This is a genomic window from Streptomyces parvus (assembly GCF_014648875.1).
Lineage (GTDB): Bacteria > Actinomycetota > Actinomycetes > Streptomycetales > Streptomycetaceae > Streptomyces > Streptomyces parvus.
Genome location: NZ_BMRY01000011.1, coordinates 64,110 through 80,359, shown reverse-complemented (window position 1 = coordinate 80,359; position 16,250 = coordinate 64,110). Strand labels below are relative to the sequence as shown.

10 protein-coding genes and 1 riboswitch are annotated in these 16,250 nt (G+C 73.6%); of the genes, 3 read left to right on the top strand and 7 right to left on the bottom strand.

What is annotated here, in order from left to right; all coding sequences use genetic code 11:
• Positions 1 to 20: 20 nt before the first annotated feature.
• Positions 21 to 1,595, top strand: coding sequence for a hypothetical protein (locus IE140_RS28840; RefSeq protein ID WP_229826935.1), 1,575 nt, complete (start codon positions 21 to 23; stop codon positions 1,593 to 1,595).
• 25 nt (positions 1,596 to 1,620) lie between these two features.
• On the opposite strand, the gene IE140_RS28835 is transcribed toward IE140_RS28840, so the two are convergent.
• From IE140_RS28835 to IE140_RS28810, 6 genes are all read right to left on the bottom strand, one after another.
• Positions 1,621 to 3,330 carry a hypothetical protein gene (locus tag IE140_RS28835; RefSeq protein ID WP_189460850.1) on the bottom strand — a complete coding sequence of 570 codons (1,710 nt, stop codon included), beginning with the start codon at positions 3,328 to 3,330 and terminating at the stop codon, positions 1,621 to 1,623.
• 152 nt (positions 3,331 to 3,482) lie between these two features.
• Complete coding sequence (locus IE140_RS28830) at positions 3,483 to 4,280, bottom strand: ECF transporter S component (RefSeq protein ID WP_150193229.1); 798 nt, start codon at positions 4,278 to 4,280, stop codon at positions 3,483 to 3,485.
• Between the two features lie 92 nt (positions 4,281 to 4,372).
• Positions 4,373 to 6,079, bottom strand: coding sequence for an ABC transporter ATP-binding protein (locus IE140_RS28825; protein ID WP_189460831.1), 1,707 nt, complete (start codon positions 6,077 to 6,079; stop codon positions 4,373 to 4,375).
• Positions 6,076 to 7,278: an energy-coupling factor transporter transmembrane component T gene (locus IE140_RS28820; RefSeq protein ID WP_189460829.1), complete on the bottom strand. Its 1,203-nt coding sequence runs from the start codon at positions 7,276 to 7,278 to the stop codon at positions 6,076 to 6,078. The genes IE140_RS28825 and IE140_RS28820 overlap by 4 nt, the downstream gene beginning before the upstream one ends.
• On the bottom strand, positions 7,268 to 8,188 hold the full coding sequence (locus IE140_RS28815; RefSeq protein WP_150196435.1) for a hypothetical protein: 921 nt from the start codon (positions 8,186 to 8,188) through the stop codon (positions 7,268 to 7,270). Before IE140_RS28815 ends, IE140_RS28820 begins: the two co-directional genes overlap by 11 nt.
• Positions 8,185 to 10,986 carry a prenyltransferase/squalene oxidase repeat-containing protein gene (locus tag IE140_RS28810; protein WP_150196434.1) on the bottom strand — a complete coding sequence of 934 codons (2,802 nt, stop codon included), beginning with the start codon at positions 10,984 to 10,986 and terminating at the stop codon, positions 8,185 to 8,187. Before IE140_RS28810 ends, IE140_RS28815 begins: the two co-directional genes overlap by 4 nt.
• Positions 10,987 to 11,349: 363 nt before the next feature.
• Positions 11,350 to 11,426, top strand: a riboswitch (cobalamin riboswitch).
• Positions 11,427 to 11,558: 132 nt separating this feature from the next.
• On the opposite strand from IE140_RS28810, the gene IE140_RS28805 reads away from it, so the two are divergent.
• Positions 11,559 to 13,022, top strand: a complete 1,464-nt coding sequence (locus tag IE140_RS28805) for a prenyltransferase/squalene oxidase repeat-containing protein (protein ID WP_150196433.1) — start codon at positions 11,559 to 11,561, stop codon at positions 13,020 to 13,022.
• Positions 13,023 to 13,048: 26 nt separating this feature from the next.
• On the opposite strand, the gene IE140_RS28800 is transcribed toward IE140_RS28805, so the two are convergent.
• Positions 13,049 to 14,539: a short-chain fatty acyl-CoA regulator family protein gene (locus IE140_RS28800; protein WP_093445438.1), complete on the bottom strand. Its 1,491-nt coding sequence runs from the start codon at positions 14,537 to 14,539 to the stop codon at positions 13,049 to 13,051.
• Positions 14,540 to 14,912: 373 nt separating this feature from the next.
• On the opposite strand from IE140_RS28800, the gene aceA reads away from it, so the two are divergent.
• Entirely contained in the window at positions 14,913 to 16,193 is a 1,281-nt protein-coding gene (gene aceA, locus IE140_RS28795) for an isocitrate lyase (protein ID WP_032765958.1), read from the top strand.
• Positions 16,194 to 16,250 lie beyond the last annotated feature (57 nt).

The following is a 16,250-nucleotide window of genomic DNA, read 5'->3' as shown; positions in this document are numbered from 1 at the left end:
GCAGGGGCAGCGTGCTGCTGGTGGCGAGCGGCTTGCGGCTCGGAGAACTCGCCCTGGACGGCGCGCTGATGATGCACGTGGAGCCGCTCGACCGCGAGAGCGGACTGGAGGTGCTCGCCGACCGCTGCGGCGCCGGGACCGTCGCGGCGGACCCGGACGCGGCGGACGAGGTGGTGCGGCTCTGCGGCGGGCTGCCGGTGGCGCTGCACGTGGCCGCCGCCCGGCTGGCGACCGAGTCACGTCTCACCCTGGCGGGACTCGCGGCGGAGCTGGCCGACGAACCGCGCCGGCTGGCAGGAATGTCCCTCGGAAAGGACCGGTCCGTGGCCGCAGCGTTCGACCTCGCCTACCGTGAACTCACCCCGGAAGCAGCCCGGTTCTACCGCCTGATGGGCTGGTACCCGGGGACTGCCTTCGACGCCGGAGTCGCCGCGGTGGCGACGGGCCTGGACCCGGAACGTACCGCGGACGCGCTGGATGCCCTGACCGCGGCCTGCCTGCTGGAGGAGACGCCGGACGGGCGGTTCCGCTTCCACGACCTCGTACGGCTGCACGCCGCCGAACGCGCCGCGGAGGAAGAGGCACCGGCCGAGCGGCCCGCCCTCGTGCGACGGGTGACGCTGCACTACCTGGCCCTCACCGCGCTCGCCGACCGGGCCGTCCGGCTGGACCGGCTTCGGATCGCCGACCTCGGACAGCTTCTCGCCGACGTGCCCGACCCCTTCACGGTCCCGGACGGACCGGCGCCGCTGGCCTGGCTGGAGGCGGAGCACCGCAACATCCTCGGTGTCCTGCGGGCCGCCGCACGCGAGGAGGAGCTGCACACGGAGGTGTGGCAGCTCGCGGAGGCCTTCACGGTCCTCTTCTTCCACCACCGGCACCTCGGCGACTGGCGGGAATCACTCGAACTCGGAGCGGCGGCAGCGGCCGAGGCACTGGTGCCCGCGGCCGAGGCCCGCCTGCGCAGCCTCCTGTCGCGCCCGCTGATGGACCTGGGCGAGTACGAGGCCGCCCGGCGCGAGCTGGACACCGCCGAGGCCTGCGCCGAGGTCGCGGACCATCTGGTCGTCCGCGCCTCCGTGCAGGAGTTCTCCGGGCGCTACTGGGACCGCACCGACCCCGCCCGGGCCATGGAGGCCTACCGGAGGGCCCTCGACCTCAGCACAGCGGCCGGCGAACTCCGCGGTGCCGCCATAGCGTCCTACTTCCTCGGCTGTGCCCAGGACGCGGCCGGGGACCACCGGGCGGCCCTGGACACCCTGCGCGACGCCCACCAACAGCTCACCGCGCGCGAGGACCCGCGGATGGCGGCCCGCGTCCGTATCGCCATCGGCATCGCGCACGGCAACCTCGGCGAGTCGCGGGACGCGATCGCGGAGCTGAGCGCGGCCGCCGAGATCCTCCGGGCCGAGAAGGCGACCCACTACTTGGCGCAGGCGCTCGTGGCGCTGGCGGACATCCTGGAGAGCTCGGGCAGTGACCCTCACGACGTGCGCCCCCATCTGGAGCACGCTCTGAAGATCTACGAGGCCGGCGGCAGCCCTCGGGCGGAGGAGCTTCGGGAGCGCCTGGAGGAGGAATCGGGGGCCGGCTGACGGACGGATGCCGGGTGGCGCCCCGTCAGCCCGGGGCGACGCCCGTTGACGGGGCCCGCAGCCGGATCGTCACGTCCTCCTCGCGCCCCCCGACCCGCAGGGACACCAGGGCGTCCTCGAGCGGGGCGCCGGCCCGCAGCAGCGCGTAGACGACCGCGGTGGGCAGCCCCGGGTGGGCCGTCGGGCCCGTCACGGTCGCCTCCAGGATCCGGCCGTCGCGCAGCCCCGCCACGTATCCGCCCCCGCGCAGAGCGGCAGCGGCGAGACGGCACCCCGGCAGCCGCTCCAGCGTCTGGCCGACCCACCGGAGCGCGGCCGACGCCGAAGGGGCGGGGCCCCCGCGCAGCAGCACCGAAGCGCTCTCCACCAACCGTCGTTCCGGCTCCCGTTCGTCGCAGGCTAGATGGCGGAAGCGGGTGGCGGTCTCGTCCTCGTCCACGCCCGGCACCGCCGCCGGCCGTCTGCGCACCGTGACGGCGGGCGGACCTTCGTCCAGGGCGACGGTGGTGGTGACCGTCCACGAGGTGACCTCCGCCCCGGCCGCCGCGGGCTCCGCGAGACAGCGCTCCGGTGGGGGAGCGGGCAGGGGCTCCGTGAGGTCCAGCAGGTGGTACAGCACGGTCCGCAGCCGCGCCAGCGACTGCCCCGGCCGGTCGAACGCCCCCTCGGCGACCGCGGCGAACCGGTCCGGAGCCTGCCCGGCCAGGGCGGACGCGATCTGTGCGTGGACGTCCCCCAGGGTGTCGAGACGGGGCGCGGCCCGCCCGAGCGCGGCCGCCGCGGTGCCTTCGACGGCCTCGCTGCCGAACGCCCCCAGCAGGACGGGCTTGCCGAGCGCCGCCCCGTACAGGGTCACCGAGCCGTGGTCGCCGACGACGACATCCGCCGCGACCAGAGCGGACCGCCAGGCGTGGACGTGCGGGATCAGCATCAGGCCGGCTTCCAGCGCCGGCGCGAGCAGGGTGCGGATCTGCCAGGATCCGTGCCCCGCCCAGACGTTGGGGTGAACGATCGCCGCCACCCGGAACTCGTCGTACGGGAGGGCCGCCAGCACCCGGGCCGCCAGCCCCGGATCCCGCCCGATCAGTGAGGTGCCGCCCCACGTGGAGCTGAGCACCACGAGCCGGTGCCCGCCGGGAACACCGAGCGCCCGCCGGTACGCGCCCGCCCGGCCGGCGCTCACGAGCAGTTCGTCGTAGCACGGGTCGCCCACGAGCAGCGTGCGCCCGGCCGCCTTCGGATGGGAGGCCAGCAACTGCTCCTCCTGGCTGGGATGCGAGATGGCCAGCCAGGCACGCCCGGACTCCAGCAGGCTGTCCGGCACGACCCCCGACAGCCGCTCGCCTGCGGCGCGGGCGTCCGGCACCTGCTTCTGGAAGCCGATGCCGTGCGGCAGGACGAGGACGGGGCAGTGCCCCTCGGGGACGTCGATGTTCTCGCTGGCGGTGAGGATCAGATCGGGTTCGGCACGGCTCACCTGCTCCCAGGGGATGACCCGGCAGCCCGCGTCGTGCAGCAGATCCAGCACCCCGTCGTTGAAGGCGGAGGTGGGGTCGTGGGCGAAGACGACGGTTACGCGCCCGTCCCCGCGCAGGAGGGCGGGCAGGCATTCGAGGACCCGCACGGTCGAGGTCACCGTACGGGCCGCTACGACCAGGGTCTTCTCACCGTGGAAGGTGCTCCATCGCACGGCGTCGCTGCCGACGGGGACGCGGAGGGGCTGGCTAGCGTGCATGGCCACCCCGAAAGGCTACGGGGCAGACCGCCTCAGCGCGGCTCGCGGCTCGCGGCTCGCGGCTCGCGGCTCGCGGCTCGCGGCTATTGTCGGCGTATCGCATCTCAAGCGGTGCTGCAACCATTCCGGGGGCGAACTGGAGTCCAGGGCGGTCATATCGTACGGGAACCATCGCCGGCCGGCCGTGCGGTGGGCACGTCACCCCCCGGCTCCCGCCCGGCGAACCGCACCGGCGCCCGGAACCGCGCCTTGCGCGCGGCCCGGCGGAACGTGGTGAGGACAGCGGGGCCCGCCAGCATCACGCAGACGAAGTTGGTGACGGCCCGTCCGGTGTCCCAGCCGAGGGACGTGGCCACGTCGAACGCCAGGTAGCGCTGCCACTGTTCGGTGAAGGGCAGACCGGGAAGGTAGGCGATCGAGCTGTTCGGGTCCAGCGAGAACGGCCAGAACGACAGGTTCAGCAGAAAGCCGAAGAGATAACCCGAGAGCGATCCGTAGACGGCGAGCATCACGACCTCCCGGCGCCCCGTGGCCCGCGGCAGCAGGCCCGCGAGCATGCCGACGAACGCGCAGCCGAACATCTGGTACGGCATCCACGGGCCGACCCCGCCGGTGATCAGCGCGGACGCGAACAGCGATGTGCAGCCCAGGGTGAAGCCGAAGCCGGGGCCGTAGACCCGGCCCGCCAGGACGAGGACGAAGAACACCGTCTCGATGCCCGCCGTCCCCGCCCCGAGCGGGCGCAGCGCCGCGTTGACGGCGGAGAGCACACCCAGCATCGCCAGCGCCTTGGAGTTGATCCCGCCCTCGGCGATCTCGGAGATCACGACGCACAGGACGAGCACCAGCAGTACGCCGAAGATCAGGGGCGGCGCGTAGGCCGCACCCAGCTTGCCCGGGGCGACGACGAAGGGCCAGAAGAAGGCGACCAGGCCGAGGAAGGCCGCCATGGTGATCACGATTCCGGCGCGCGGGGTGATACGGATGGCGCCGGCGGAGCGCTCGGTGAGGCCGCCCGCGTCCTGGAGACCGTCGGGGTTCTTCACGCGTCCGCCTCCCCGTCCGGCAGCACCGCGGTCACCTGGTCGACCGTCAGGTACGGCAGAGGCGTGAGGATCTTCGCCACCTGCGGGGCGAAGACCGGCGAGGCGACGATCACCTCCGTGGTCGGTCCGTCCGCGACGATGTCGCCCTCGGCCAGCACCACGACCCGGTCCGCCGCGCGCGCCGCGAACTCGACGTCGTGCGTGGATACCACCACCGACCGTCCCTCGGCGGCCAGTTCGTCGACCATCGCGATCAGCTGTGTCTTCGCCCGGTAGTCGAGGCCACGCGTCGGTTCGTCCAGCAGCAGCACCCGGGGGGCCGCCACCAGCTGGATCGCGAGAACCAGCGCCAGCTTCTGGCCCTCGGAGAGGTCGCGGGGATGCGTCGCACCGTCGATGCCCGGAGCCAGCCGGTCCAGGATCGCCCGCGCGGACGGCCCCCTCGCCCCGGCCGCCATCCCGGCCCCGTCCGCCATCCCGGCCCCGGCCCCGGCCCCGGACTCGGTGTCCGCCTGGTCGAGTTCCTGCTTGACGCTCTCCAGATAGAGCAGGTCCGTCGGGGTCTGCGGAACCAGTCCGACCAGCCGCCGGGCCTCGGCCGCCGACAGCTTCTTCGGGTCGCCGCCCTTCTTTCGGTCCGCCGCCCCCGGCTCGCCCCGGGCCACCCGGACCGTCCCGGCCGTACGGGGCCCCGAACCCTGGAGCGCCCACAGCAGTGACGACTTGCCCGAGCCGTTGCGGCCCATCAGCGCCGTGACCTCCCCGGCCCGCAGGTCGAGGTCCACCTCGCGCACCGCCGGGACGCCCCGGTAGGCGACGGTGATCCCCCGGGCCCCGAGCAGGGTCGCGCCCGGTGTGTCCGGCACCGCGCGCACCGGCGGGGGAGCCGCGCCCTCCAGCACCGTGCGCAGCGGTCGGGCGGCCCTGCGGGCATCGCGTACCGACAGGGGCAGGGGCGACCAGCCCGCGGCCCTGCCCAGCTCGACGATGGGCGGGGCGATCGACGACGTCGTGAAGATCTCCGACGGCGGGCCCGACACCACCCGGCCGTTCCCCGGCAGATGGATGACCCGGTCGGCGTACTGCACCACCCTCTCCAGCCGGTGCTCGGCCAGCAGCACCGTCACCCCCAGGTCGTGGACCAGCCGGGTCACCGCGGCCAGCACCTCTTCCGCCGCCGTCGGGTCGAGCGCGGACGTCGGCTCGTCCAGCACCAGGACGCGCGGGTGGGCGGTGAGCACGGAACCGATCGCGACGCGCTGCTGCTGACCGCCGGACAGCTCGTACAGCGCCCGATGGCGCAGATCCGCGAGCCCGAGCAGATCGAGGGTCTCCTCGACCCGCTTGCGCATCACCGTCGGCGGGATCGCCAACTGCTCCATCGCGTAGGCCAGTTCCTCCTCGACCGTGTCCGTGACGAAGCCGTCCAGCGGATCCTGGCCCACCACGCCCACGACATCGGCGAGTTCGCGCGGCGGGTGGTCGGCGGTGTCGCGGCCGCCGACCGTCACCGTGCCGTACAGCGTGCCACCGGTGAAGTGCGGGACCAGCCCGTTGACCGCCCCCAGCAGGGTCGACTTGCCGACCCCCGTATGGCCCACCACGAGGCACAGTTCTCCCTCGTCGACCGAGAGGTTCACGTCCCGCAGGACCGGCTCGTCGGCGCCGTCGTACACGACGGACACCTGGTCGAAGGTGATCATGCGGATTCCTCGGTGCGCGGTGCGGTGATGTGCGGGGTGGGCGGGGCGGGAGGGGCCGGCGGGGCCGGCGGCGGGGCCAGGAATCCGGCCGCCCCCGCGAGCAGGATCGCGGCGGCCGGGACGAGCGGCAGCGTCGGCCAGCTCAGCGGATAGATGGACGGGTTCAACTCGGCCGGGTCGTAGCCGACGTTGACGAACAGCAGCACGGCGGAGAGCACCCCGCAGGACGCCACCGCCCACTCCGCGAACCGCCATGGATCCGGGCGGTACGTCGTCCGCGTCACCCGCCGCCCGCCGAGCCGCAGCCCGGCCAGACAGAGCACCGAACCGGCCGCCAGCGCGGGCAGCCCCAGCAGTTTGGGCGCCGACGCGTCGAGGAGACCGTACGCCCCGGCGCACAGTCCGCACATGCCCAGCAGCATCAGCGCCCCGGTCAAACGGCGTGAGCGTCGGGTCGCCGAGCCGGCCCGCCCGTAGCCCCGCGAGTCCATCGCCGCCGCCAGCCGCAACGACCGCTCCAGCGCGTCCTCCAGCACGGGCACGACGATGCCCCGCAGCGCCTTGAGCCCCTTGTTGCGCCCGGCCCGCAGCCGCCGGGCCCGGGCCACCCGCTGGACACTCTGCACCAGTTGGGGGGCGACGCTGATCGACACGGTGACGGCGACGCCGAGTTCGTACAGCGCACCGGGCAGCACCCGCAGCGCCCGCTTCGGGTTGGCGAGGGTGTTCGCCGCACCGATGCAGCACAGCATGCAGGCGAGGCGCAGCCCGTCTGTCGCGGCCGACAGCAGCGCCTCCAGTGAGACGGGGCCGCCCAGTTGGATGCCCGCGTACCAGTCCGGCGTCGGGATGTGCGGGAGCGAGAAGAGGTAGTGGTCGTCGGGGGTCATGCCGGTCGCGAACACCGCCCGGAACACCACCCGGATCGCGACGACCGTCAGCGCCAGGTACAGGTAGTACTTGAACCCGCGCGCCCACGGCGCCTCGGTGCGCCGCACGGTGATGACGTAACCGAGCACCGCGAGAACCAGGAAGAGCAGCAGCGGATTGTTGGTCCGGCTCACCGCCGTCGCCAGCGCGAGCGCCCAGATCCACCAGGCGACCGGATGCAGCGTGCGCGGCAGCCGCCGCCCGCCGGTGTCCGGCGCGGCGGCGGTGCCCTCCTCGGCCGTCCGGGCCGTGTACGGACTACTGCTCACGGCGGCGGCGCTTCGCGGCGAACACGGCCGCGCCGCCGATGACCACCACGAGACCGGCTGTCGCCGCCACCGGCACGATCGACCCGGAGTCGTGCTCCGCGTCCGCCGCCGGGGCGGCGTCCACCACCTTCGCCCCCTTCTCCGGCGTGGCCACCGCCGCCCCCGTCGTCACCGAGGCGGACGGGCTGGGGGAGGGTGTGGCGGAAGCGGACGGCGACGCCGACTTCGAGGGCTTCTCCGAAGGTTTCTCGGACGGCTTCTCGGAGGGCGGTGGAGCCTGGTCGCCGTCCGCCGGCCGCTGCGAGGTCCGTACGGGGTCGGGCTTCGGCTCGGGCTTCGGCGCCGGATCGCCGCCGACAGGGCGGGAGTTGTGGGCGCGCAGCTGATCCGGGGTGACGGTGGGGCGGCCCTTCGTGCCCTCGATGTTCGTCCCGCCGAAGATCCACAGATCCACGCTGCCCGGCCGGGGCCGGTAGCTCATCGCGCCGAGCTGGCTGTACTCCCAGGTGTTCTCGCCGGGGTCCGCGTGCCAGTACGACCAGTAGGCGGACGCGGGCGGGGTGAGCACGCAGTCCTCCTGCTGCGAGGTCGGGTACTGCTTGCCGCCCTGGTATCCGCTGTAGCCGATCCGGCAGATGAACGCCGGGCCGTCGTGCCCGGTGCCGGTGGTCCGCCAGCCGCCCTGGTTGAGCAGCTCGTAGCCGGTCGTCGGCGTCGTACCGCAGGAGCGGTAGACGGGACCGCCCCAGTGGCTGAAGTCGACCGCCAGCACCACGCCCGAGGAGGTGGTGCACCGGCCGATCGGCTGCGGGGCCGCCGAGGCCGGGCCGGTGGGCGCGAGGACCGCCGCGCCGGCCAGACCGAGGACGGCCAGGGCCCGGCCGACGGTACGGAGCAGGCGCGGGTTCACCGTTCACCGCCGGCCGCGGCCTCACGCCGGTTGCGGGCGGCCACGACCGTGCGCCAGCCGGCCAGGACCAGCACCGCGGCTGCCGCCGCGAGGCCGAGCGCCTGCGCACCGGTCGACGCGAGGCCGCCCCCGCCGGCCCCCGGGCCGTCGGCGTCCACGATGCCCCCGGTGCCGCCCGCGTCCCCGGGGGTGATGATCGGCGGGGTGGAGGAGGACGGCACCGGGTTCGGTGTGGTGCCCTCCAGGCTCCGCGTCAGAGTGCCGAAGGAGATGCCCGTGGCCCCGCCGACGGCCTGCGCCGAGGCGCGGATGTCCGAGCCCCGCTGCCCCTCCTTCGCGACGTTGAAGCCGCCGTCCTTGTTCTGCTGCGAGGCGAGGAACTTCAGCGCCTTCGTGATCTGCCGGTCGTACTTCTCCGCGTCCAGGGACAGGCCCTGCACGGCGAGCCCCGCCGAGTTGACCGAGTTGCCGGACGCCCCGGGGAACCCGCCGTCCGCCAGCTGCTGCGAGGCCAGCCAGGACAGCGCCTTGTCCACGGCGCCCGCGTGCGCGTCGCCCGGCACCAGGTCCAGCGTCATCGCGGCCATCGCCGTCGAGTCCACCTCCGAGTCGCCCGTCGCGGGGATCAGACTCGGCCAGGCCCCGGAACTGTGCTGGAGGCCCGCCAGATAGGCGATCGGGGCCTTCGCCGCCTTCTCCTCGCCCGCGCGCACCTGCGCGATGATCCCGAGGGAGTGGGCGAAGACCGACGGGGCGTAGGTGTAGGCGCCCGCGGCCGGGCAGCTGCGGTCCGGGGCGGTGCTCGGCTTCTCGCAGACCGCGTCGGCCAGCCCCGCGATCAGGTCCTGGCCGCCGAAGTCCCGCGGATCGCGTTCGACGGCCTGGGCGAGGACGGCCGCCTTGCCCATCGAGCCGCCGAGCGCGTACTTGCCGCCCACACCGGTCCAGTCGTGCAGGCTCCGGCCCTCGCCGTCCTTGCCGCCCTGCTCCAGGAAGTCCACGATCGTGCGCAGGGCGTTGTCGTCGTGGCCGGTCGCCGCCAGCGCGAACGCGCCGTCGATGGTGAGGCCGAAGTCGCCGCGCCCCGTCTTCTCGTTGTCCCGGTAATAGCGGCCCTGGTGGAGGTTGGCCGGGCTGGTGAGGAACGCGATGCCCTTCTTCAGGTCCGGTCCCACACCCGGCGGACGCGTCGGCGGCTGCGTTGTCGGGTGCGTCGTCGGGCCGCCGGTCGCCGGGGGAGTGGTCGGCGGGACGGTGGGCTCAGGGGCCTTCGCGACCAGCCTCACCAGGTCCGTGCCCGCTCCCGCCAGCACGGAGGGGGCCGTCGCGTACATCGCGGCGTCGGCGGCGCCCTCGTCGAACCCGAACCCGCCGTCGTCCAGTTGCTCCCGGGAGAGCCAGGCGACCCCCGCGGCGGCGGCGTCGCCGTCACCGAGTGCCCGCAGCGCCTGCGCCGCGTACGCGGTGGCCGCGACGGAGCCGGTGGGCGACCCGTTGTACGCGGGGAACGCACCCGACGTCAGCTGGGCCTTCTTCAGATACGCACGCATCTCGGCGACGGCCTTCTCATGACCGCCCGCCTCGTCCAGCACCAGCGCGACCAGCCCGGTGGTCGCCGGGTCGCCGTCGCAGTACTCCCCGGGGCTCAGCAGGATGCTGGTCACCGAGCCGTCCTGGCAGATCAGTTGGGTCAGCCGCTCCTCGGATCCGGCGGGCGGCTCGACGCCGCCGCGCAGCAAGGCCAGCACGGCCAGCGCCTGACCGTCGGCATAGGTTGCGCCGTGGAAATCGCCCTTGGCCGTGCAGCCGGGCGTGGGGCTGCCGGACTCCGGTCCGGCCGGGCAGACGTTCTCCACGAGATCGCCGAGCAGATCGTGCCCGCCGAAGTCGCGCGGGTCGCCCTCGGTGACCGCCGCGAGCAGCGCCAGCCGGGCCGCCGCCGGGGCGGCGGGCGGCTCGGCCGCACCGGCCGGGTAGGCGTACGCGTCGGTGCGGCCGGCGAGATGGGCCGCCACCCTGTCCAGGGCGGGACTCTTCCCGTTCGCCGCCGCGAGCGCGTACGCGGCCTCCGTGGTCAGGAAGTCGTTGGACGTGTCGGACCCTTCGTCCACCACGTGCGTGCCCTCGCGCAGTTGACCGCTCACCCAGCGGGCGGCGGCCGGTACGTCGATCTCCCCGGCGGGCACCGTCGGCCCGCCGGTCGGGTTCCCGGTGGGGCCGGGCGTCGCGCCCCCGCCGGCCCTGACCTCGTCGGGGGTGAACGTGGGGCGGCCGGTGGAGCCGCCGACGTCGGTGCCGCCGAACACCCAGGCGTCCACGTCGCCCGCCTGCGGCTTGCGGCTCATCGCGCCGAGCGGGCTGTAGGACCAGGTGTCCTGGCCGGGCGAGGCGATCCAGTACGACCAGTAGGCGGTGGCCTGCGGGGTCAGCACGCAGTCCTCGGTGGCCGGAGTCGGGTACTGCGTGCCCGAGTCGAAGGAACCAGTACCGATCCGGCAGATGAAGCCGTCACCGTCGTGCTGGGTGCCCTCGGTGGTGAACCCGCCCTCGTGGAGGAGTTCGTAGCCGGTGGTCGGCGTGGTGTCGCAGCCGCGCACCACATCGCCGCCGAACGGCCCGAAGTCCACCGCGACGATCGCACCCTTCGTGGCCGTGCACTCCTCGACCGGGTCGGCGGCCGCCGGGCCCGCGCCGGTGACGAACGCCACGCTCGCGGCGAACGTCACGGCGGCCGCCGTGAGCAGCGACAGAAGTCTCTTCTTCCCGACGTGCCGGTCCTGTTGCTGTGCGGTCCCCACCACGGCCCCTCGTGTCGTCCGGGCGGGCCATGCGTGGCAGAGAGCACCCGGCGAGGGGCGGCCACGAAGGGGCCGCCCGTACGGGGCTGTTCGAACCACGCCGTAGTCCGCGACGGCGCTTCTCGCTGTGATTCCTGGTCCCAGGCAGTCCGGCTCGCCCGCGCGATGCGGGCCCACGGTTGCGGGTCAGCGCCGGATTTCGACCGGCTTCCCCTGGGGCTGAGTGCGTATCAGGCGGATTGGAACACGCTCTCGAAGAGGCCGTCAAGGTGTCCTGTGTCTCCCTCGCCCGCGCTCCGGCGCACGCCCGGCGGTCCCTGGCGCGCCCGTGCCGCCTCGGGTAGCGTCCTGGCCTGCCGTAGGGGGGAACCCGGTGCGAATCCGGGGCTGACGCGCAGCGGTGTGGGACGGCAGGGGGCCGTTCCCGAGCCCGAATGCCCAGACGGCGGTTGTCCCAGGAGAAGCCGTACCCACGCGTCCGGGCGTCGGCCACCCCCAGCCTGCCCCGACCCGCCGCGCGCGGCCCGGGAGGCGGCGCGGTGCCGTGCGCCCCTCACCCCAGGAGCAGGCACATGCCGCGTTCTGTCCCCTTCCGTACGTCCCCGATCCTCCACGCCTCCCATACCTCGCGCGCCTCCCGTACGCGGCGGCGCCTCGCCGTCGTGGCGCCCGCCGTCCTCGGGGCGTTCGCCCTCACGGCGCTTCCCGCCGCCGCGACCTCGACCCCCGCCCAGATCGCCACCTCGAAGACCAACGGTGTGGCGTACGTCAAGTCCCTCCAGGCGGCGGACGGTTCGTACGCCGGATCCGGGCTCTCCAACGAATGGGCGTTCAGCGCGTTCGCCGCCGCCGGAACGGCCGCCGTGGACGTCACCCCGGGCGGCGACGCCACCAAGAACGCCCGCACCGTCTACCGCAACCTCCTGGCCACCCCCGGCTGGCCCTCCGCCACCCCCGTCGTCACCGACTACCAGCGCGGCACGCTCAACGCGTACGCCGCCGGGATCGACCCCGCCCGGGTCTCCGCCTCGCGCAACCTGATCGCCGACATCTACGGCTACTGGCAGAACGCGGAGGCCGGCTACTTCGGCCCCTCCGCCAACTACAACGGCACCGTCTTCGCCGCCCTCGCCCTGGGCGGCGCGAGAACGCAGGCGGGCGGCCAGCGGGTCCCGCAGGCACTCGTCGACAAGATCGTCACCCGCCTCCGGGCCAACCAGCACAACGACGGCGGCTGGACCTACGCCAAGGCCGAGGGCAACGCCACCGAGCTGGCCAAGCCGGGCGACATCGACATGACCGGGGCCTCCATGGCCGCGCTCTGCGCCTCCGGCGTCCCCAACACCGACCCCGACATCCTCCAGGCCAAGGCGTTCCTCAAGAGCAAGCTGATCAACACCTCCGGCGCGTTCAACGCCATGTACGGCATCAACACCAGCTCCAACGGCTGGGCCGTCTCCGGGCTCAACGCCTGCGGCATCAACCCGCAGACCGGCGACTTCCTCACCCCGGCGGGCCGGACCCCCTTCGACTTCCTGATCGCCCAGCAGTACAACCCGGGCGGCGGATTCAAGTACCAGCCGTCCGACACCTCCCCGTCGGCCTACTCCTCCCTCGACGCCCTGCGCGCCGTCGCGGGCGGCGGCTTCACGGCCGCCCCGCCCACCCCGGTGACCCCGGGCGCGCCCAAGTGGGTCGCGGCGAGCGGATTCACGGCCGGCACGGCGACGAAGCTGGCGCTCACCGTGGACGACGGCACCGGCGCCCTGAAGGTCTGCTCGGTCGCGTTCACCCCGACCGGCACGACCACCACCCTCGGCGCCGTCCTGAGCGCCGCGACGAGCGCCGCCACCCCGGCGGGCTGCGTCACCTCCGTGGTCCCCGCCTCCGGCACCGGAACGATCACCTCCGTCAACGGCAAGGCAAACGCCGGATCGGCGACCTGGAAGGTGTCCGTCGACGGCTCGGCCTTCGCCGGGGCGGCCCGCAACAAGGTGATCGGGGTCGGCGACACGATCGCCCTGCGCTACTCCTGACCCGTGACGCCCGGTGCGGGGGACCCCTACGCGGGCGTCCCCTTCACCGGGTACGGCACGAACGTGCTGCTGTTCTCGTCGATCGCCAGCGGCTGCCCCAGCGGCGGGACCGCCCGCTGCGGGCAGTCCAGGCGCTCGCAGATCCGGCAGCCCATCCCGATCGGCGTCGCGGCCGACGCGTTGTCCAGATCGAGGCCGTCGGAGTAGACCAGCCTCCCGGCGTGCCGGATCTCGCAGCCGAGACCGATCGCGAACGTCTTGCCCGGTTCGCCCCAGCCGCCCCGGTGCCGGGTCACCGCCCGCGCGGTCCAGAGGTAGCGCTGCCCGTCGGGCATGGACGCGATCTGGACGTGGATGCGACCGGGCGCGGCGAACGCCTCGTACACGTTCCACAGGGGGCAGGTGCCGCCCGCGCGGGAGAAGTGGAAGCCGGTCGCGGACTGCCGCTTCGACATGTTCCCGGCCCGGTCGACCCGGACGAAGGAGAACGGCACCCCGCGCAGCCGGGGCCGCTGGAGCGTGGACAGCCGGTGGCAGACCGTCTCGTAGCCGAGCCCGAACCGGTCGGTGAGGCGCTCGATGTCGTACCGCACCTCCTCGGCCGCGGTATGGAAGGCCCGGTACGGCAGGATCAGCGCGCCCGCGAAGTAGTTGGCGACCCCGATCCGGGCCAGCGGCCAGGTCGCCGAGCCCTCGTCGTAGTCCTCCGACGCCAGCCGGTCGATCTCCGGGCCGTATTCGAGCAGGGCCAGTTGCGTCGCCATCCGGAACGCCTGCTGCCCGGGCCGGAGGCGGCCGGACAGATACAGCACCCTGGCCTCCCGGTCGTAGTGGTGCAGCCGCCCGGCGTCCGCCGCACGCCCTTCCCCCTCCGGCCGCCGGTCCGGGCGCCCCCGGGGTGCGCCGGGTCCGGGCCCGCCCGGCCGTTCCGAGGCGGTCGCCAGCCGGATGCCGTGCCGCTCGGTGAGGTGGGCCGAGAGCGCCCGGACGACCTCGCCGGGCCGCACCCCGATCTCCGCCGCCAGCTCCTCCGCCGCCAGGTCCGCCTCGTGCAGATAGTTCTGGCGGCGGTAGAAGAACTCGCGGATCTCCTCGTGCGGGGAGCGCGGCAGGTCCGTCCCGCCGCCGCCCCGCAGCTCGGCGGCCTCCGCCAGCCGCCCGGCCAGCGCCTGGTTGCGCCGCCCGAGGTCGAGCAGCACGTTCGCCACTCCCGGCAGCCGGGAGGCCAGCTCGGACAACTCGGCGGCCGAGACCCGTGCCGCGCCGACCTCGTCCGCCAGCGCCTCCCGCAGATCCGCCAGCACCCGGGCGGTGTCCCGCTCGGAGAAGAAGCCCGGATCCACCCCGAAGGCCTCGGTGAGACGGAGCAGCACCGGCACCGTCAGCGGGCGCGAGTCGTGCTCCATCTGGTTCAGATAGCTCGGCGAGATCGCCAGCATCCGGGCCAGCTCCGCCTGGCTCAGCCCGCGCTCCTCACGCAGCCGGCGCAGCCGCGCTCCCGCGTAGGTCTTGCTCACATCGGGGCCTTTCCCGCCGTCATCGACATGTCGGCAACCTTAGCCGTCGTAGCACGTGCCCGACCCTTCGCAACCTTGGCAAAGTGCGCCGAAAGATTCGCAGAACTTGGCATGCGTACCCCGTTGTTGGCACTCAGTGCCACTGCCAGAGTTCTCAATGCGGCCCACCGGACACCGGCTCCGGGCCGAGGTACCGAGCACGATTTCATGCCCTGACGTCGTTCTCCTCGGGATCTCGGCCCGATCCGCCGGGCGCATTGCTTACCGTTCCACCTCGGAGGTCCGGTGGGCCGCACTCGCAAGCCGCGTCACCCAGTGACGCGGACTTAGCACCCTTCACACGATCGACCCACACGACTTCGGGAGACACGCCATGGCGCAGGCAAGGACGACGGCGGAAGAGCTGGCGCGGCGGTGGGCGAGCGACCCCCGCTGGAAGGGCATCGAGCGCACCTACAGCGCCGAGGACGTGGTCCGGCTCTCCGGCAGCGTCCGCGAGGAGCACACCCTCGCCCGGCGCGGCGCCGAGCGGCTGTGGCGCCAGCTGCACGAGCAGGACTACATCCACGCGCTCGGCGCGCTGACCGGCGGTCAGGCCGTCCAGCAGGTCAAGGCCGGCCTCCAGGCCATCTACCTCTCCGGCTGGCAGGTCGCCGCCGACGCCAACCTGGCCGGCCACACCTACCCCGACCAGAGCCTCTACCCGGCCAACTCGGTCCCAAGCGTGGTCCGCAGGATCAACAACGCCCTGCTGCGCGCCGACCAGATCGCCACCGCCGAGGACGCGGGCGACACCACCGACTACCTGGCCCCGATCGTCGCCGACGCGGAGGCCGGCTTCGGCGGACCGCTCAACGCCTTCGAGCTCACCAAGGCGATGATCGAGGCGGGCGCGGCCGGTATCCACTACGAGGACCAGCTCGCCTCCGAGAAGAAGTGCGGCCACCTCGGCGGCAAGGTCCTCGTCCCCACCGCCCAGCACGTGCGCACCCTCAACGCGGCCCGTCTCGCCGCCGACATCGCGGACGTCCCGACCCTGATCGTGGCCCGCACCGACGCGCTCGCCGCCAACCTCATCACCAGCGACGTCGACGAGCGCGACGCGCGGTTCATCACGGGCGACCGGACCGCCGAAGGCTTCTACCGCGTCCAGAACGGCATGGCGCCGGTCATCTCGCGCGGCCTCGCCTATGCCCCGTACGCCGACCTCATCTGGGTCGAGACCGGCACCCCGGACCTGGCGCAGGCCCGCGAGTTCGCCGAGGCGATCCACGCCGAGCACCCGGACCAGATGCTCGCGTACAACTGCTCGCCGTCCTTCAACTGGCGGGCCGCCCTGGACGACGACCAGATCGCCAAGTTCCAGCGGGAGCTGGGCGCGATGGGCTACCGCTTCCAGTTCATCACCCTGGCCGGCTTCCACTCCCTCAACCACGCCATGTTCGACCTGGCCCGCGGCTACGCCGAGCAGGGCATGACCGCCTACGTCGACCTCCAGGAGCGCGAGTTCGCCGCCCAGGCGCAGGGCTTCACCGCCGTCAAGCACCAGCGCGAGGTCGGCACCGGCTACTTCGACCAGGTCTCCACCGCCATCAACCCCGCCTCCTCCACCACGGCCCTCACCGGCTCCACGGAGGAAGAGCAGTTCCACTAGGTCCTGTCCGGTCGCGGGCGCTCCGAGCCCCCGCGACCGGGGCCGCCGTCCCCGATC